Annotated in this window: 15 protein-coding genes and 2 pseudogenes; 5 read left to right on the forward strand and 12 right to left on the reverse strand. The window is 66.8% G+C overall.

Annotated elements, in window-relative coordinates:
- Window positions 1–195: 195 nt before the first annotated feature.
- The 3 genes from OG804_RS19815 to OG804_RS19825 form a co-directional block, all read right to left on the reverse strand.
- Window positions 196–501, reverse strand: a complete 306-nt coding sequence (locus OG804_RS19815) for a hypothetical protein (protein ID WP_328388638.1) — start codon at window positions 499–501, stop codon at window positions 196–198.
- A 6-nt stretch (window positions 502–507) separates the two neighbouring features.
- The gene (locus OG804_RS19820) at window positions 508–900 is read right to left on the reverse strand and encodes a hypothetical protein (RefSeq protein WP_328388640.1); all 393 of its coding nucleotides are present in this window, start codon (window positions 898–900) and stop codon (window positions 508–510) included.
- A 74-nt stretch (window positions 901–974) separates the two neighbouring features.
- The gene (locus OG804_RS19825) at window positions 975–1358 is read right to left on the reverse strand and encodes a hypothetical protein (protein WP_328388642.1); all 384 of its coding nucleotides are present in this window, start codon (window positions 1356–1358) and stop codon (window positions 975–977) included.
- Between the two features lie 675 nt (window positions 1359–2033).
- On the opposite strand from OG804_RS19825, the pseudogene OG804_RS32385 reads away from it, so the two are divergent.
- Window positions 2034–2186 (forward strand): annotated as a pseudogene (locus tag OG804_RS32385) (hypothetical protein); the annotation flags it as partial.
- Between the two features lie 351 nt (window positions 2187–2537).
- Here the strand turns inward: OG804_RS32385 and OG804_RS32390 are convergent.
- From OG804_RS32390 to OG804_RS19870, 9 genes and pseudogenes are all read right to left on the reverse strand, one after another.
- A pseudogene (locus OG804_RS32390) lies at window positions 2538–2651 on the reverse strand (hypothetical protein); the annotation flags it as partial.
- A 27-nt stretch (window positions 2652–2678) separates the two neighbouring features.
- Window positions 2679–2918: a hypothetical protein gene (locus tag OG804_RS19835; RefSeq protein WP_328388644.1), complete on the reverse strand. Its 240-nt coding sequence runs from the start codon at window positions 2916–2918 to the stop codon at window positions 2679–2681.
- Window positions 2919–3356: 438 nt separating this feature from the next.
- Entirely contained in the window at window positions 3357–4547 is a 1191-nt protein-coding gene (gene tuf, locus OG804_RS19840) for an elongation factor Tu (RefSeq protein WP_328388646.1), read from the reverse strand.
- A 137-nt stretch (window positions 4548–4684) separates the two neighbouring features.
- Window positions 4685–6787: an elongation factor G gene (gene fusA / locus OG804_RS19845; RefSeq protein ID WP_328388648.1), complete on the reverse strand. Its 2103-nt coding sequence runs from the start codon at window positions 6785–6787 to the stop codon at window positions 4685–4687.
- A 125-nt stretch (window positions 6788–6912) separates the two neighbouring features.
- A complete protein-coding gene (rpsG, locus tag OG804_RS19850) occupies window positions 6913–7383 on the reverse strand; it encodes a 30S ribosomal protein S7 (protein WP_063000274.1) in 471 nt (156 codons plus the stop codon).
- Window position 7384: 1 nt separating this feature from the next.
- Complete coding sequence (rpsL, locus tag OG804_RS19855) at window positions 7385–7759, reverse strand: 30S ribosomal protein S12 (protein WP_030525247.1); 375 nt, start codon at window positions 7757–7759, stop codon at window positions 7385–7387.
- A 322-nt stretch (window positions 7760–8081) separates the two neighbouring features.
- A complete protein-coding gene (locus OG804_RS19860; protein ID WP_328388658.1) occupies window positions 8082–8633 on the reverse strand; it encodes a DUF3558 domain-containing protein in 552 nt (183 codons plus the stop codon).
- 8 nt (window positions 8634–8641) lie between these two features.
- Window positions 8642–9136, reverse strand: a complete 495-nt coding sequence (locus OG804_RS19865; RefSeq protein WP_328388660.1) for a DUF3558 domain-containing protein — start codon at window positions 9134–9136, stop codon at window positions 8642–8644.
- A 672-nt stretch (window positions 9137–9808) separates the two neighbouring features.
- The gene (locus OG804_RS19870) at window positions 9809–10783 is read right to left on the reverse strand and encodes an NADPH:quinone oxidoreductase family protein (RefSeq protein ID WP_328388662.1); all 975 of its coding nucleotides are present in this window, start codon (window positions 10781–10783) and stop codon (window positions 9809–9811) included.
- Between the two features lie 253 nt (window positions 10784–11036).
- Between OG804_RS19870 and OG804_RS19875 the strand changes: the two genes are divergently transcribed.
- From OG804_RS19875 to OG804_RS19890, 4 genes are all read left to right on the forward strand, one after another.
- On the forward strand, window positions 11037–11360 hold the full coding sequence (locus tag OG804_RS19875; RefSeq protein ID WP_328388664.1) for an ESX-1 secretion-associated protein: 324 nt from the start codon (window positions 11037–11039) through the stop codon (window positions 11358–11360).
- Window positions 11357–12490 carry a transglycosylase SLT domain-containing protein gene (locus OG804_RS19880; protein ID WP_328388666.1) on the forward strand — a complete coding sequence of 378 codons (1134 nt, stop codon included), beginning with the start codon at window positions 11357–11359 and terminating at the stop codon, window positions 12488–12490. The genes OG804_RS19875 and OG804_RS19880 overlap by 4 nt, the downstream gene beginning before the upstream one ends.
- Before the next feature lie 128 nt (window positions 12491–12618).
- Entirely contained in the window at window positions 12619–13389 is a 771-nt protein-coding gene (locus tag OG804_RS19885; RefSeq protein WP_328388668.1) for an acyl-[acyl-carrier-protein] thioesterase, read from the forward strand.
- 246 nt (window positions 13390–13635) lie between these two features.
- Window positions 13636–18342 (forward strand): HEAT repeat domain-containing protein, encoded by a 4707-nt coding sequence (locus tag OG804_RS19890; RefSeq protein ID WP_328388670.1) that lies wholly within the window; start codon window positions 13636–13638, stop codon window positions 18340–18342.
- The last annotated feature ends 14 nt before the right edge of the window (window positions 18343–18356 follow it).

Genomic DNA, 18356 nt, shown 5'->3' on the forward strand with positions numbered 1-18356 from the left:
CACTTGTTGTCGGATCGACTGCGTGGTTGGGCCGGGGGCCACAGACACGGGGAGCTATTTGGCAGAGATTGGCACAGTGATCATCTCGGACATCCCACAGCAGGCGGCCGATACCAGTACAGGCATCAGGTAGCGATTATCCAGGTACGGGCGCAGCCCCGGCACAAATCGTGCCGGGGCTGCGATGCACACGGGTCAGGAAAAGGAACATCCCGGCAGCGCTGATTCGAAAAATTGCTGCTCGACCATGTCCGCAATCGCCGAGTGTATGTTCGCGGTGCTGACTTCCTCTAGAACAACGAGATTGGGCTCAGTGACGTAGGGCCTACCAGCAGCCATCTCATCGTCGAGGGTCTGCGACAGTCGGACGGGATCGTAGAACGACAACTGGAATCCTCGACCATCGGAAAGGGTAACGACCACCTGGACCCAGCCTTTGACGGAGGCTTCCCATTCTTCCCGTTCACTGTAGCCTTCAGGAAATCGAACATTATATTCCATGTGCATTCATTCTACTCTCTGGGCAAGTCTGAGATCCACCTGCTGGAGCGCGGTTGCATAGGCATCCATGGGCATGGGTTGTGCTGGGACGATCTCGAAGTGCGCTTGATCGTTGCCCCGCTGGATGACCTTCAGGCTTTCAGGAATGCTCATTATTGCATAAGCCCCTCCGAAGCGCTCTACCTTCGCCGCATTCCGGTGCACAGAGACCCCGTGAGTTGTCTGGACCAGCCCATCTCGTATCTTTACTTCATTCGGCCTGGGTTCCAGGCTGGGACCTCCACGATAATACCCGAGCCCAATCGGATAGTATCCGTCAACCTGCTCGAATCGAGGACTTTCCGCAGCCGGTGCAGCACTGGAATACCCACCGAAAAGTGCGGGGATCAGAATTGCCACGAACAGCAGGGTAATCAATGAAAATAATCTGCGCATCATTCACATCCGCTTTCCGGCGGAAAATCTAGGAGCAATCATTGAATTACCTCCCATTTGAAGGTCCCCCGCGCATCGCCAGTTGGGCCGCATTCCAGCGTCTCTCGCCGATCGTCGTTCGGAGGAATATAGAAGGTAGTATCGGGATCGGGCCAGAACCCGCAATCGATCGAAACCCTAACTCGATAGTGATTCGTCGCACTCAAGTTGAAACAACGCACCTCCATGGACTTCGCTCCGGTGGGGTTTCCTTTGCAGCTGAGCGGCGTGGGAACCGGGTCGGCGGTGGCCGCTGGTGTTGCAGTCAGAATTGGTAGAAAAGATGCACTCAAAATGCCGGATGCAGCAATAATTAGTTTGACCTTGTTCATGTTCGTACCCGTTTCTTTGTCATCCATATCAGCCCGAATCGGGTTGATCATAAAAATCGTAAGAATCCCCTCTACGAGCTGCCACCGCCTTGGGTGAGGAACCCTAGAATCAGTTCGATTCGCACAGCGATCTCCGATCGTGCCGTGTCGCCAGAATCTCCCCGCCACCGCCTATGCCTTCTATGAACATCGCAACAAAACCCCTTCTGATCACAAGCAACCCCGAGTGATCGCCGTTGCCGGCCCCTCCCTACCAGGAGGAGTGAGGCGATCACGTCCGAACTGCGCCGACACACCTACTGACGCACCCCAGCCTCGAACGGTTTCCTACCGGCGAAGATTGTTCCGCAACAACACTCGCCACCCTGGCGCACGAACAGCAGGTCACCGTCGTGGGGAGTCGGAACAAGCACCTGGCACGCACGATTTCACTGCCCGCTGTCACGCTACGGGCTGCTGCACTCCCCGGCCGCGGTCTCGACGGCCGCAGCTGTCGACGACCTCGATGCCTCGATGACAGCACCTGAGAACCTCATCTGCTCATGACGCCGAGGCCGAGCCCGCGGGGGCGCATGAGTTGCTCAGTTCACCGACCTGCCCCGGTGGCCGCCGGAGATGGATGGCGTTCACTTCCGCGAAGTACCGGGCAGCCGCTCAACGGGCTCATCCCGCGAAAGTCCTCTTAGGTAACACTCTTTCGCAGTCCACCGAAGTAGCGGCCCGCGAATGCCAATCCCAGGGGGCACCGTAGCGACACGCGGGTATGACGGCCTGGGAGAGCGTGGTCCTGGCGGGCCTCTCACCGCCGCTCAGCTCCGGCGGCACACCGGATTCACCAGATGGCGGACGCATCGAACCATCGCGCGATTGCAAGCGCGAGGCTTGATCATCGCCAACGATCGACGCGGTTACTGGGAGGGCATCGCGTTCGATGCCACGGATCAGCAGACCCGCGTAGTCACCGGCCTGAGCGGAGTCCAGCATCTTGCGGAACATCGCCTGCTCACCCATGTCCCGGAGACAATCGCTCTCGCTCAGGCTGGTGCGATCAATGTGTCGAGAAGGTCGCAGAGCGCGAGTGTTGTCACCACGCAGCGAAGCGCTAGAGGCTCGCATATTTTCGTCGCGATCGAGTGTGGTCCAGTCGATATCCCACCGTGCCTCATGGCAAAGCTGCCGGAAGAAAGCTCGCTGTGTACGCCCGTTGCCCTCTCGAAAAGGATGTATGGCATTTACTTCCGCGAAGTAGTGGATCAGCCGTTCGATGAACTCAGCACGCGCCGATCCTCGTAGATACCGTTCCTTCGCAAGTCCGCCGAATACATCTGCCGAATACGGCTCGATGTGCTGGGGGAGGCAAAACGGATCGGACTATGCGACTCCCACCATCCGGACCTCACCTGCCCTTGGGTATAGATCGGCGAAGATCTCCCGGTGGAAGGCCCGTAGATGAGCGAGATCGTAGGGTCCCGGCACAATCCGGGTTCCGAGGTCCGCCAGGGCGGCAAGGCTCAGGTCCGATTCGACCTGACGCAGCACCTCCGTATCGAGAATTCCAAGACGGTTGCGCAGCACGCCGGAGCGGGCGTCCAGGTAGGGATCCGCAGTCACAGCAACCCGTGCAAGCGCTGGACACGCTCGCGGATCTCGACCGTGCCGATCTCACTCTGAGCCCACTGTCGAAGAATCGCGTCGGCATCCGAACTGGGCGAAAGGCCCTCGGCCCGTATCGAAGCCGCTGCTCGACGTATCGATTGAGCACGTTCGGCCGTCAGTTCTTCGAATACTTCGACGGGCACTACAACTGCTTCAGTTCTGCGGTGTGAACCGACGCCTACCGGGGTGCGATCGCCGCGACGAAACCGCTCCAGCACTCCGGATAGCTGCTCGCGCCTCACGTACCGACAGGGTTTCGATCAACATATCAATAGTGAACCCAAGTGTGTACACAAGGCAGGGATGCCTACGATCGCGGTGTTGAAGCCGGCAGCCGAAATGCAAACGGCGCCGCCCCCTGAGGAGCGGCGCCGTTTCCAGCGATTCAGAGAATCAGTTGATGATCTTCGTGACCCGACCGGCGCCGACGGTGCGGCCACCTTCACGGATCGCGAAACGCAGGCCCTCGTCCATGGCGACCGGCTGGATCAGCTTGACCAGCATCTCGGTGTTGTCGCCGGGCATAACCATTTCGGTGCCCTCGGGCAGGGTCACAACGCCCGTCACGTCAGTCGTACGGAAGTAGAACTGCGGACGGTAGTTGTTGAAGAACGGGGTGTGGCGGCCGCCCTCGTCCTTCGACAGGATGTAGGCCTGACCCTCGAACTCGGTGTGCGGGGTGGTGGTGCCCGGCTTGACCACGACCTGGCCGCGCTCCACGTCCTCGCGCTTGATGCCACGGATCAGCAGACCCGCGTTGTCGCCCGCCTGCGCGGAGTCCAGCATCTTCCGGAACATCTCGATACCGGTGATGGTGGTCTTGGTCTTCTCCGGACGGATGCCGACGATCTCGACCTCGGCGTTGAGGTTGATCACGCCACGCTCGACACGGCCGGTGACGACGGTGCCACGACCGGTGATGGTGAAGACGTCCTCGATCGGCATCAGGAACGGCAGCTCGGTCTCGCGGACCGGGTCCGGGATCGACTCGTCGACCGCGTTCATCAGCTCGATGATGGATTCGCTCCACTTGGCGTCGCCCTCGAGCGCCTTCAGGCCGGAGACGCGCACGACGGGGGCATCCTCGTCGAACTCCTGCGAAGCCAGCAGCTCGCGGACCTCCATCTCGACGAGCTCGAGGATTTCCTCGTCGTCGACCATGTCCGACTTGTTCAGCGCGACCAGGATGTAGGGCACGCCGACCTGACGGGCGAGCAGCACGTGCTCACGGGTCTGCGGCATCGGGCCGTCGGTGGCCGCGACCACCAGGATGGCGCCGTCCATCTGCGCCGCACCGGTGATCATGTTCTTGATGTAGTCGGCGTGACCGGGGGCGTCTACGTGGGCGTAGTGGCGCTTCTCGGTCTGGTATTCGACGTGGGAGATGTTGATCGTGATACCACGAGCCTTCTCCTCCGGCGCCTTGTCGATCTGATCGAAGGCAAAGCTCTCGTTCAGATCCGGAAACTTCTCCGCCAGCACCTTGGTGATCGCTGCGGTAAGCGTGGTCTTGCCGTGGTCGACGTGACCGATGGTGCCGATGTTGACGTGCGGCTTTGTCCGCTCGAACTTCGCCTTCGCCACTGTGTGGTCCTCCTGGACTTGTTGGTGCTTGCAGTTGCAGCAGTGCGGGGGTCATCCCCACTTACGCGGGGAAAATAACGGTTGTACAAACTCCCGGGAGATCCGGGGCAGGCGAGCTACCCGCCCCGGAGGGGTACTTACTCGCCGGTCGCCTTGGCGATGATCTCCTTCGACACGTTGGCCGGAACCTCCGCGTACGAGTCGAACACCATGGAGTAGTTGGCCCGGCCCTGGGTCCTCGACCGCAGATCACCGATATAGCCGAACATCTCCGAGAGCGGAACCAGCGCCTTGACGACACGGGCACCACTGCGTTCCTCCATGGCCTGGATCTGGCCACGGCGGGAGTTGAGGTCGCCGATCACATCGCCCATGTAGTCCTCGGGCGTGGTGACCTCGACCGCCATCAGCGGTTCGAGGATCACCGGACCGGCCTTACGGGCCGCTTCCTTGAGGGCCTGCACGCCGGCGATCTTGAACGCCATCTCCGAGGAGTCGACGTCGTGGTACGCACCGTCGAGCAGGGATACCTTCAGGTTGACCAGCGGGTAACCGGCGAGCACACCGTACTGCATGGCGTCCTGTGCGCCCGCGTCGACCGAAGGGATGTATTCCCTCGGCACACGGCCACCGGTGACCTTGTTCTCGAACTCGTAGGTGGCGCCGTCTTCGCCGACGAACGGCTCGAGCGCGATGATGACCTTGGCGAACTGACCCGAACCACCCGTCTGCTTCTTATGGGTGTACTCGAGCTTCTCGACCTTCTTGGTGATGGTCTCGCGGTAGGCCACCTGCGGCTTGCCGACGTTCGCCTCGACCTTGAATTCGCGCTTCATCCGGTCGACCAGGATGTCCAGGTGGAGCTCGCCCATACCGCCGATGACGGTCTGGCCGGTCTCCTGGTCCAGCTTCACCGTGAAGGTCGGATCCTCCTCGGCGAGCTTCTGGATCGCGGTGCCCAGCTTCTCCTGGTCGGACTTGGTCTTGGGCTCGATGGAGACCTCGATGACCGGGTCCGGGAAGGTCATGGACTCCAGCACGATCTGGTTGTTCGGATCGCACAGGGTGTCGCCGGTGGTGGTGTCCTTCAGGCCGATGACCGCGTAGATATGGCCGACGCTGGCCGAGGGGACCGGGTTCTCCTTGTTGGAGTGCATCTGGAACAGCTTGCCCAGGCGCTCCTTCTTGCCCTTGGTCGCGTTGATGACCTGAGCACCGGAGTCGACCTTGCCCGAGTAGACGCGGACGTAGGTCAGCTTGCCGAAGAACGGGTGCACCGCGATCTTGAACGCCAGCGCCGCGAACGGCTCGTCGGCGCTCGGCTTACGGGTGAGAACCTCGTCCTCTTTGTTCGGCGCGTGACCCTGCACGGACTCGACGTCCAGCGGCGAGGGCAGGTAGTCGATCACGGCGTCGAGCATGGGCTGCACGCCCTTGTTCTTGAACGCCGAACCGCACAGCACCGGGTAGAGCTCGGAGTTGACCGTCATCTTGCGGATGGCGCCCTTGATCTCGTCGATCGAGAGCTCGCCGCCGCCGAAGAACTTGTCCAGCAGCGCCTCGTCGGACTCGGCGACGGTCTCCAGCAGTTCCTGCCGGTACTGCTCGGCCTTCTCGACCAGGTCGGCAGGGATGTCCTGGACCTCGTACTTCTCGCCGAGCTTGGTCTCGCCCGTCCAGACCTTGGCCTTCATCTCGACCAGGTCGACGATGCCCTCGAAGGAATCCTCGGCACCGATCGGCAACTGGACGACCAGCGGCTTGGCGCCGAGACGGTCCTTGATGGTCTGCACGGTGAAGTAGAAATCCGCACCGAGCTTGTCCATCTTGTTGACGAAGCAGATCCGGGGCACGTCGTACTTGTCGGCCTGCCGCCACACCTGCTCGGACTGCGGCTCCACGCCCTCTTTGCCGTCGAAGACGGCGACAGCGCCATCGAGCACACGCAGGCTGCGCTCCACCTCGACGGTGAAGTCGACGTGGCCGGGGGTGTCGATGATGTTGATCTGGTTCTGGTTCCAGAAGCAGGTCACCGCCGCGGAGGTGATGGTGATGCCGCGCTCCTGCTCCTGCTCCATCCAGTCGGTGGTCGACGCCCCGTCATGGGTTTCGCCGATCTTGTAGTTCACACCGGTGTAGAAGAGGATGCGTTCGGTCGTAGTGGTCTTGCCCGCATCGATGTGGGCCATGATGCCGATGTTGCGGACCTTGTTCAGGTCGGTGAGCACGTCCTGTGCCACGGAAATCTTCCCCGCTCGTAGCTAGTTGGGATTTTCGCCGACGACCGTGTGGCCGTCATATCTGTCAAAGCGGAAGCGGCGCTTCCGTAAGCCTCCCGGCCCAGGAGCGATGGGCCGGGCAGACATCACCAGCGGTAGTGCGCGAAGGCCCGGTTCGACTCGGCCATCTTGTGGGTGTCCTCGCGACGCTTGACCGAAGCACCGAGGCCGTTGCTGGCGTCGAGCAGTTCGTTGGCCAGACGCTCGATCATGGTCTTCTCGCGGCGTGCCCGCGAGTAGTTGACCAGCCAGCGCAGCGCGAGAGTGTTGGAGCGGCCGGGACGGACCTCGACCGGAACCTGGTAGGTGGCGCCACCGACGCGGCGCGGCTTGACCTCGAGGGCCGGCTTGACGTTGTCCAGCGCGCGCTTGAGGGTGACGACCGGATCGGTGCCGGTCTTATCGCGCGCCTGCTCCAGCGCGCCGTACACGATGCGCTCGGCAGTGGACTTCTTGCCGTCGAGAAGGATCTTGTTGACCAGTTGCGTCACCAGCGGCGACCCGTAGACCGGGTCGTTGATCAGCGGACGCTTGGGAGCGGGGCCCTTGCGAGGCATATCAGCTCTTCTCCTTCTTGGCGCCGTAACGGCTGCGGGCCTGCTTGCGGTTCTTCACACCCTGGGTGTCGAGCGAGCCGCGGATGATCTTGTAACGCACACCGGGGAGGTCCTTCACACGACCGCCGCGCACGAGCACCATCGAGTGCTCCTGCAGGTTGTGGCCTTCGCCGGGGATGTAGGCCGTGACCTCGACCGCGCTGGTCAGCTTCACACGCGCGACCTTCCGCAGCGCGGAGTTCGGCTTCTTCGGGGTGGTGGTGTACACGCGGGTGCACACACCACGCCGCTGCGGGCTCCCCTTGAGGGCCGCGGTCTTGGTCTTGGCGACCTTGTCTCGGCGACCCTTACGGACCAGCTGGTTGATGGTTGGCATAGACCGGCTTTCCTTTTATCGGTTATGGCGGTGTCAGGTCTGTTCATCGAGCTTTCACCCGCACGTCCAACCACGTTTCTCGCGTCCCGAGGTCGGGCGTGTCGCGCGCAGTTCAGGGCCCGATTCAGAGGCACGCTGGAATCGTCAGCCGCTCTCGCTGGCCTACGTCTGCGCTCGAACTTGCCCGCATCCTTCCGGGCACAGCCGTCCACTGTACTCGGGCGTAGCTGACAGGGTCAAAACAGGGCCCGTTCAGCGCACGATCACCAGAGCCGACTCCAGTCGGACACCGACCGGCCGCGGCGCGGGGAACCGGCGGATCTCACCGCGCTCGGTTCAATGTCAACGTCATGAGCTTCTTCACCGGCTCACACGGATCCTGATGTGCCGAACCCTGATGGTAGTTCACCCACCACCCGACCACCCCGGCGTCCGGGGCACTCGCGGTGATCCCGCACGAATCGGGATCACCCGGCCGCCGGATCGCCAAACCCTGGGAGCTCTCCACCTCGATGATCTGGGAGGTGTACCCGAGTTCGCCGTAGGTGGTCTTCTCGTTGCTCAGGGTGCCGTTCTCGTACCAGTTCAGCGTAACCATCGCGTTGCCGCCCGGCGCGTCGGGAACCAGCCACATGCACACGGCGCCGTTGAATTCGCCGGACGCGATCTGGCCGCCGACCGCCTCACCGATGGTGACCCGGTCCACGACCTCGCATTCGCGCAGCAACTTGTCGAAGTTCACGTCCAACTGTTCGGAGCCGCCCGCCGGAACCGCCGACCCGTCGATCGTGCTGCCGCAGCCGGTCGACATCAGCACCAGTACACAGCCGAACAGGACCGACAGGCTCGTCAGTGCCCGCCGCGCGCTCCCCATCGCGCGACTCACTTCAACCGCTGCAGGGTCAGCTCGGCCAGCTTGCGCGAAGCCTCGCAGGGCGGCTCCAGGGTGCCGGCCTGGTGGGACCATTCGAAGAAGTCGTCGTCCAGCTGCACCGCCAGATCACAGATCGTCCCCCAGCTCCCTTGAAATCCCGGACGGCCCCCGACCTCGATCGATTCCGGTGCGCGCCCCGCGGTCGACACCCACGCCCGCTCCCGCCCGATCGGACTGCCCCGGTAGCTCGCGAAGGTCATGCTTCCACTGCCCTCCCAACGGCAGCCGGTGGAGTTCTTATAGGTCATCCACACCGCACCGCCGAGGATCTCGGAAACCTCCTTGTCGGTGACGTGACCGCACTCGCCGACGAACGGCCCCAGAGCAGCGACCTTCGGCGGGGCCCCCTTGGGGGAATCGGAGTCGCCGGAGTCGGAAGACGAGCAGCCCATGAGCATGGTCAGCGCCAACCCGCCCGCGACCATGGCCGACTTCATCCGCATACGGCGAACTCTACCGACAGGACCGGTCACCAGCACCCCGCGGATCGCGGGCACTACGCGCACCGCGACGACGCACCCCGCCCATCCGCACGCAGCGAGGAGACCCGCCGCCGGGCACCGCGGCGCACCGAACCGCATCGGTTGCGGGCCTTCATCGGCCTGCACCACCGGGCGATTCGCACCCGAACATCTTTGCGTCCAACTTATTTGGGGTTTTGTCGTCGACGAGTGTTCAGCGCGCGGGTGGCGTCCGCTCCGGGGAGGGAATCACTGGCGGGAACCCGAACGACAGCCGATCACCGCGCCCGGATGCGTCGCGACATTGTCGTGGTGACGGTCTCGGCGGCGGGGTGTACCGCCGCGCGCGGACAGCGTGCTGCCGAGGCCCATTCGAGGGGATTGCTCCCCCGGAGCCCACCGTCCGGGAAACCAGGCGCGAAGAGGCGCGGGCAGTCGATGAATCACGATGCCGGAGAGGCAATTAACAGCTGGAATCAGCACCGGACGTGCGTGGTGATTACGCGTGCTACCCGCATGATCAGCACAATATGAACGGTCCGACCACTTTGCGGCTCGAGTGATCACGCGGTTCTTCTTCCGGGCCGGCTGAAACGGCCTGTCACAACACCCCGACCGCCCACGACCCGTACCGCGGGTCGTGGGTGGTCGGCTTCAGCGAATTTTCACTACGACCTTGCCCGCGGCGGCCCGGTTCTCCAGTGACGCCACGGCGGCCGCGGCCTGCTCCAGTTCGAACAACACCGGTTGCGGGGCGGCGATCGCACCGCTCTCCAGCAACGGCGCCACCTCGGCCCACTGTTCGCTCAGATAGCCGGGATTCGACAGCATCCATTCACCCCAGCCCGCGCCGACCACCTCGACGTTCTTCAACAGCAACCGGTTCACCTTCACAGTCGGGATATCGCCGCCGGTGAAACCCACCACCAGGAGACGGCCCCCGCGGGCGAGCGAGCGAATGCTGTCGGTGAACCGGTCGCCGCCCACCGGGTCGAGCACGATGTCCACGCCGCGGTTATCGGTGAGTTCCTTGACCCGGCCCAGCCAGCCGTCGGTGAGCACCACATCGTCGGCGCCGTGAGCGCGAGCGGTCTCGGCCTTCTCCTCCGTGCTGACCACGGCGATCACCCGGCCGGCGCCCAGTGCCCGCGCCATCCGCAGGGTCGAGGTTCCGATACCGCCGGCGGCGCCGTGCACCAGCACGGTCTCCCCCGGGGCCAGTCGGCCGCGGTTGCGCAGGCAGAAGTGCACGGTGAGATCGTTGAAGAGGATCCCGGCGCCGGCTTCGAACGAGATGTTGTCCGGTAGTCCGAACACCATCTCGGCGGAGGTCGTCGCCACTTCGGCCATCGCATTGCCGAGCATGGTCAGCGCACACACCCGATCGCCCGGCCGCACGGATGCGCCCTCGGGGGCTTCACGCACGACGCCCGCGATCTCGCCGCCGACCACGAACGGCATCTCGGGTTTCATCTGGTACAGCCCACGCGTCATCAACACGTCCGGGAAGGCCACCCCGGCCGCGTGCACATCGATCACGACCCCGCCCGGCAACGGTCGGGGTTCCGGGATATCGACGATCTCGATGGCTTCCGGTCCGTCGAGTTTGCTGACCTGAGCTGCGCGCATATGCCGACCTCTCTCTTCGTCCACCGGCGAGTATAGAGACGCACCGGTTCATATGTACCAATCCACTCGTCCCCCTCAACTTAATGGGAGCGACCGACCGAAGTCCATCCCCCGCCGGGCACCGGACGAGCCGTCGACAACCCGGACAACGCACCGCGGCCGCCGATCACTCCAGGTCCGAGCCCACCTCGGGAAACGCACCCGTTTGTTAGGCTCGGCCGCAGTACAACGGGCGGGAATCCCTGGGGGACAAATGAACGAAGACGAGACAGGCGTACCCGATGCGGCGGTCCGGGTCGATCCCGGTCTACTGCGCGCGTTCGCGGGCCGGCTCGACACCGAGGCGGGTGCGGTCACCACACTGGACGTCGCGGGAGTGTTCGCGGCGGCGGCCGGCGCGCTACCCGGCACGGGCTTCGGCCCGGTCGCGCAGCGCGCCGCCGATCTGACCGCCTCCTGCCTGCACCGCGTCACCACGGTCGCGGCCACCCTGCGCACCAGCGCGGGCGACTACGAGATGACCGAAACGGAGTTCGACCGAGCGCTCACCACCGTCGGCCTGGATCCCGCGATATGACCCTCACCGTCGGCGACGTCGAACAGTGGCAGGCCGACCACCTCACCACCGCCGCCACCCACGTGCACACCCTCGCCGGTCGGCTCGATCAGCTCACCGGCGACGCGGCCACCGGCACCCGGGCGCTGAACTGGTCCGGCCCCGCGGGCGCCGCCGCGAACACCCGAATGGACACCGAACGCACCCGCACGGGAACGGTGAGCGCCGCGTTGCTGAAATTCGACACCGCGCTGCGCGCGGAGGTGGTCAACCTCATCGAGGCGAAGAACAAAGTCCTGCTGATGCGCGATACCGCGCGCGATACCGCCCAACCGCCGCTGCCCGCGTTCGAGGTGGCCGGCGACGGCAGCGTCACCGCCGCCGCCCGCATCGACTACCTGCGCCGCACCGCGGGTGAGGCGGCCGATTCCGTCGAGATGCAGCGGACCGAACTGGGTCAGCGACTCGTGGCTGCCTCCCACCAGTGGCATCTGGTGAATGCCCTGAAATCGGCCGAGGACACAGCCGGGCGGGCCACCGCCCAGGTCCAGCAGGCGGTGACCGATCTCGAGAACGCCTACACCGCGCTCGGTGATCCCGGCCGGCCACCCTCGGCCGCACCGACGATCCCGGCCGCCACCACCCCGCGGCCGACCGGAGAGAGCCCGCAGAACAGCACCGGGTATTCCGCCGGTGGATCGCCGGTCGGCTCGCTGCTGAGCGGCGGCACCGACATCGGCGGCGGCAGCCCGGCACTCTCGACGGACGCGAGTACGCCCACCACAATGCCCACCGGGGACCAGGCGGAATGGATCCAGGAGGCGATCCGGGTGCTGCGCGAGAACGGCTACGATATCGATGATTCCGAGGCCGCCGCGATCGCGCTGATCATCGAACGCGAATCCGGTGGCAACCCGAACGCGATCAACCTCTGGGACAGCAACGCGGCGGCCGGTATCCCGTCCAAGGGATTGATGCAGACCATCGACCCGACGTTCACCTCCCACGCGCTACCCGGCCACGGCGATATCTGGAACCCGGTGGACAACATCATCGCCGGCACCAGATACGCCATCGAACGGTACGGGTCGCTCGACAATGTGCCCGGTGTGGTCGGGGAATCGGACGGGACCGGCTACGTCGGATACTGATCACCGCAACGCGCCGGACACCACGAACAGGCGGCTCGGCGTGGCGCGGTGACACAGGCCCCGTAAAGTCGTCTCACAGGAAACACGTAGAAGTACCGCGGCCACAGCCCGCCGCGCGAGGAGCACAAGTGTCACTCGATCAGCCGCTGGCCCCGCTTCCCCAGGAGGGCATGGGGTTCGTCTCGGCGTGGCCGGTGCGAGCCGGCGACGTCGACCCGTACAACCGCCTACGTCTCGACGGGGTCGCCCGCTACCTCCAGGACATCGCCTGGGAACACCTCCAGCAATCCGTGCTGGAACAAACCGACCCCAGTTGGATCATCCGGCGCACGGTGATCGATGTGGTCCGCCCGGTCCTGTGGCCCGACCACGTCCAGCTACGACGCTGGTGTTCGAGCATGTCCACCCGTTGGGCGAATATGCGGGTGCGGATCACCAGCGACCGCGGCGGCCTGATCGAGACCGAGGGTTTCTGGATCAACATCAACGAGTCGAACAACATGCCGGCCCGGATCAGCGACGCCGGTCTGGCCTACCTCGCCCAGACCACCGCCGAACAACGACTCCGCTGGCGGCCCTGGCTCACCGATCCCACCCCGCCGGAATCCGACACCGATCTCCCGTTCCCGGTCCGGGCCACCGATATCGACCAGTACAACCACGTGAACAACGCCTGCTATTGGCAGGCGGTGGAGCAATATCTGGTCGACTACCCGAAGCTGGTCAGCGGCCCGCACCGCGCGGTGATCGAATACATCGCCCCCGTCCTGGCCCGCCAGCACATCAGCGTGCGCAGCAGATACGAACCGGGCGACCGCACTCACGGACAACCCACACTGCGACTGTGGTTCGTGGTGGACGGGATCACCACGACGATCGTCAAGGTCGCGCCCCTGTAATTCCGGAGGCGCCGGGGCGGGACCCATCCGTTGCGCGGCCCTCCTCCCCGGGCTTCGTCCGGCCGGATCCCGGCCTCGGCGCGGAACCGCGGACGGTGCCCGAGCAGAACTCCCGGCGGCGAACTCCGCGAATCGCCGCGCAACCCGTGCGCCGAGTCCGGACAGCGGAATCCGGCCCGAGCACGAGGTCGCGGGCGGTACATCGCAGGCCGTCCGGTGTCAGTGGTGGCGTCTAGGCTGCGCGCCGTGGCTGGAGAAGACGGCGTGGAGCTGGAGCAGTATCTCGAACGGTTACGGTCGTCGTGCCGCCCTGTCCGGATCGAGCCGCGGTCGGTGCGGTCGGTACCACTCGCGGGTGGACAACCCCCGGAGACGTGGTACCGGCAGATGGTGGGGCGGCGGTGGTGGGAGGCCGGGGAGGCGCTCGACGACGTCGATCCTGTCACGCTCGACGCCTACCAGCGGGCGCACCGGGATCATGCGCCGCGCCCGGCGCTCGCGACGCTGACGGCCGCCGACCGGCCGCGGATCGCGCTGCTCGGGGCGGCCGGGACCGGTAAGTCGACACTCGCCCGGAGCCTGGCGTTCGCGCTGACCAGCCCGGACGGCGATGGTACCGGCCTGGCGGGGTTCCTGCCCCTGCTCGTCGAGCCTCGGCACCGAGACGACGAGGGGCGGCACCCGAGCCCCGATCCGGCCGGGCTGCTGCACGAAGTGGTGTGCGGACCACCGGTACCGGTGGTGGACGGCTTCCTGCGGCGGGGCGGGCGAGCCGTGCTGATCGTCGACGGGGTGGACGAGGTTGCGGGCGTCGCGGGGCGGGCATCGCTGCTCGGGACCATCGCGCGGTGGGCGCGGCGATACCCACAGGCCCGGGTCGTGATCACCTCCCGCGTCGACGGGTACGACCGGTTCCCACTGGATCGGGCCGGATTCCACCATTACGAGATCGAGGAGGCCGGCCGGATCGCGGCGCCGACCGGGCTGCCCCCGGCCGGGCTGCCGGTACGGGTCGCCCGGTCGCTCTGGCAGGGGTGCGACGGCGAGTTGATCAACCGCGTCTCGGATCCGGAGTCGGCCGCGGAGATCGCCGCGGCCGTATCGGGGGACGGCGAGGGGTTGTGGCGCGCGGCCGGGGACGGCGCGTGGCGATTCGCGGAGCGGGCTGTGCTGGAGCACGCGGTCGCCGCCGATATGGCGGGCCGGCTCACCGGGGACGAGATCGGCGACGCGTTCGTGCGGTACTGGCGGGAGCCGTCCTGGCAGGCCGTACTGCCGCGGCTGGCCGGGATGCTCGACACGGCGGCGGCGGGAGAAGTGTTACGGCGGCTGGTGACCGTCGACCCGCTGTGGCGCCTGCGACCCGAGGGGCTGCCGCGGCACGTGATGCTCGCCGCGCGCTGCCTGGCCGAGATGGGCGACCCCGGCGCGGGGGCCGCGGCCATGGTCGAGGCGCTGACCACCGCGGTGGAGATGATCGACGAGGAATCGCCGCTGGTGCCCGAGTTCGTATGCGCCGTGCGGCCGGCGCTCACCCGGCACGCTCGGCTCGGTGAACGCTACCGGGTCTGGTACACAACGGGTTCGCGCTCGGCGCTGGCCACCCGTATCGGCCTGCTGTTGCTCGGGCCCGACTCCGAATTCCTGCGGTGGGTTCGCTATCGGGTCGCCAACGAAGACCTGTCTCGAAACGCGCGGGTAGCGCTGGTGCAGAGTCTGGTGGGTTCGGACGACCCGGACAGCGTGCCGTGGCTCACCGGACTGATCGCCCACCGCGATGTCCTCGACGGCATTCGTGCAGAGCTGTTCCCCCGCCGCGACGGCGGGTTGGGCGCGGCGGCGGTGTCGGTGCTCACCGGCATCCCCGGCACCGCCGCGTTGCTCGCCGAGCACGCGCTCGACGATGACAGCGTCCTGGTCCGGCGGGCCGCGGTACCGGGGATCCGCGATCTGTCACTGCTCGGGCGGATCGCCGCCGACGACACGGACGCGGACGTGAGACTGGCGGCGACCCGGGCCGTCGTGCAGCTCGCCCCCACCGACCCGGCCACCCGCGCGCTGCTCGCCGACCGCGCGACCGCTGACGAGGACCCCGAGGTCCGGGTGGCGACGATCGACCTGCTCCGCGCCGACCGGCACCACGATCCCGGCACGACTCGGCTGCTGTGGCGTCTCCTCGACGACGAGCAACCCGAGGTACGCGGGGCAGCGGTACGCGCAGTGGCCGACGCGCCGGATCTGCTGCCGCGGCTGCGCGAGCTGCTCAGCGATCCGGCGTGGACGGTGCGTAACGCCGCCGCACGCGCGGCGGGAGCCTACTGGCGGCATGACCCCGGCACGGTGGAACTGCTGGTCGGATGTGCGACGGAGGACGACAGCGCCACCGTACGGCAGGCCGCGGTATCCGCGCTGGCGGGTCGGGTGGACGACCCGGAGACCGCGGAACGGCTGATCGGGTGGGCCGTCGACGACGACTGGGCGGTACGCCGGGCCGCGACGCTGGCGCTCGCCGAATACGGACCGGCGGAAAGCCGTGCGCTGCTGCGGGAGTACGTCGCCGACGGCCCGGACGAGCACGCTCACCTGGCGGTCGCGGCGCTGGCGTCCGGGTGGCCACGCGACCCTGCCACGGTCGCCGCCTTGCGCCGCGTCGCCGAGAACGGCTTCCACCACACCCGGCTGGCGGCGCTGGCGGCACTGGCCGCCGACCCCGAGCACGCGGCGGACGCGCGGTCCTGGTGGTACGGCCTGCTGACCCATGAGGACGAGCCGGCTCGGGCGGCCGCCGTGCCGGAACTCGCGAATCGCTGGCCCGATCATCCCGACACGCTGGCGGCGCTGCTCGTGCGCGCCGGTGTGGAGACAGAGCCGGAAGTACGGGCGCTCGCGGTGCGGGTGGTGGGTGCGCGCTGGCCGGGCCACCCGGATGTCGCCGCGGTGCTGCGCAAGCGGACATCGGCCGACCGCGACCGGACGGTCCGGGAGGCCGCGCTGGCGGAACTGGCAGGCGGCTGGGCCGGCGATCCGGGCACGGCAGAATTGTTGCGGGAGCGCGCCGAGACCGATCCGGAGATGATCGTCCGGCGGGCGGCCGCGTACGCGCTGGTGTCGGCCCGGCCGGAGGACCCGGAGACGGCCGACTGGCTGCGCCGGCGGACCGCAGTCGAACCGGACGGCCTGCTGCGGCGGCAGCTGCTGGGCACCGCCATCGAATCCTGGCCCGGCGACCCGGCCACCGTGGCGTGGCTGCTGGACGTCGCCGGCACCGCCGCGGACGAGGAAATGCGCAGTCGCGCCGCGCAGTCGCTGCGGGACCGGTGGCCGGACCATCCGGATGTCGTCGCCTTCTTCGGCAGGCAGGCCGTCGCCGATCCGAACCCCGAGGTCCGGGCCGCCGCCGTCGGTGCGCTACGCGGTGCCGCGACCCACCGGCTGGTGCTCGACCGAGTGGTCCACGACAGCGAGCCGGTCGTCCGGGCGGCGGCGGTCGCGGCGCTGGCCGCGCACGCGCGCGGCGAGCCAGGCAGCCTGACTGCGGTCCGCGATCGGGTGGTCCACGACGACGTCGGCAGCGTCCGCAGGCGCGCGCTGGAATCGCTGGCCGCCGGCTGGCCCGACGATGCCGGCACGGCGCCACTGCTTCGTGACCGGCTCTCGGCCGATCCGGCCGCCGAGGTTCGCAGCATGGCGGCACAGGTGCTGGTGGAATGCCGGCCGGACGATTCCCGTACCCGGGCGCTGTTGCACGAGTCCGCTCGTACCGAGCCGGATTGGGAGACGCGGTGGTCGATCGTAGACGCCGTACTGTCCCGGTGGCGTACCCGTTCCGACACCGTCGACCTCCTGCGGTACTGCACGGTCACCGAACCGAACCATCTCTTCCGGCTGCGGGCCGTGGACAGGCTTGCCGCGCTGTCGAACTCCGGCACCCTGGCCTGGATACGCGAGTGCGCCGCCGCCGACCAGCCCGGGCCCCGCCTCGCGATCGTGCAACCGCTCCGTGCCACGTGGCCCGAGCACCCCGACACCCCCGTGATTCTGCTCGGCCTGGCCTCGGACGCGCACGAACTCGTGCGCAAGGAGGCGCTGGAGGAACTCGTACGGGGTGGATGGGAGAGCCCGGACATCCGTGCCGTACTGCGCGACCGGGCCACCGACCCCGTGGCGTCGGTGCGCGAGGTCGCCGTCCATGCGCTGGGGCGGCACGCCGACGACCCGGATGTCGCCGAGTTGCTGTTCGCGCTGGCGACCACGGACGACGATTCGGTCCGGTGGCGGGCGGTGCGCGCACTGGACGAGGATCACTGGCCGGACCGGCCCGAGGTGCTCGTTTGGCTGCGCGAGCACGCCGCCGCCGACCCCGACGACTACATCCGGTCCCTGGCGATCACGACATTGGCGAAACGCTGGCCCGACGACCCCGGCACCCGGGCCCTGTTGCACGAGGTCGCCGCCGGCCGCCGAGAAACCGAGGGCTACCTCCGGTCAGCGGCGATCAGCGCCTTGGGCACGGCCGGCGATGCCGACACCAGGGCGCTGCTGAGCCGGCTCGCCTGCTCCGATTCCGATTCGAGAATCCGCCGCGAGGCGGTCGCGGCACTGACCCACGAATGGTCCTTGGATCCGGACACGCTGACCCTGGTGCGTGAACTCGCCCTCGCCGCCCCCCACTCGGAGGTCCGGTGGGCGGCCCTTTCTGCCCTCATCGTCCGGAAGCCGCCGGGCACGAGTGCGCTGCTGCGCCAGGGCGCCGTGGACGATCCCGATGCCGGAATCCGAGCACACCTGCTGGAGGAACTGGCCGACCTGGCCCGAGACGATCCCGACACGGCGGATCTGCTGGCCGACCGGGCACACCACGACCCGGACTCCGAGGTGCGGGCACTGGCCGAGGAGACCCTGGCCGCGCTGGGCCAACCGCCGCGCACCCGCTGCGCCTGCCACCTGTACTGATCGGGTCCGACACT

This window comes from Nocardia sp. NBC_00416, from assembly GCF_036032445.1.
GTDB lineage: Bacteria > Actinomycetota > Actinomycetes > Mycobacteriales > Mycobacteriaceae > Nocardia.

Excerpts from the sequence above, each read along its gene's own strand:
- OG804_RS19870 (WP_328388662.1), bottom strand. The coding sequence starts at position 10,783 with ATGCGCGCAGCTCAGGTCAGCAAACTCGACGGACCGGAAGCCATCGAG.
- OG804_RS19860 (WP_328388658.1), bottom strand. The coding sequence starts at position 8,633 with ATGGGGAGCGCGCGGCGGGCACTGACGAGCCTGTCGGTCCTGTTCGGC.
- OG804_RS19815 (WP_328388638.1), bottom strand. The coding sequence starts at position 501 with ATGGAATATAATGTTCGATTTCCTGAAGGCTACAGTGAACGGGAAGAA.
- rpsG (WP_063000274.1), bottom strand. The coding sequence starts at position 7,383 with ATGCCTCGCAAGGGCCCCGCTCCCAAGCGTCCGCTGATCAACGACCCG.
- rpsL (WP_030525247.1), bottom strand. The coding sequence starts at position 7,759 with ATGCCAACCATCAACCAGCTGGTCCGTAAGGGTCGCCGAGACAAGGTC.
- OG804_RS19880 (WP_328388666.1), top strand. The coding sequence starts at position 11,357 with ATGACCCTCACCGTCGGCGACGTCGAACAGTGGCAGGCCGACCACCTC.
- OG804_RS19865 (WP_328388660.1), bottom strand. The coding sequence starts at position 9,136 with ATGCGGATGAAGTCGGCCATGGTCGCGGGCGGGTTGGCGCTGACCATG.
- OG804_RS19875 (WP_328388664.1), top strand. The coding sequence starts at position 11,037 with ATGAACGAAGACGAGACAGGCGTACCCGATGCGGCGGTCCGGGTCGAT.
- OG804_RS19825 (WP_328388642.1), bottom strand. The coding sequence starts at position 1,358 with ATGATCAACCCGATTCGGGCTGATATGGATGACAAAGAAACGGGTACG.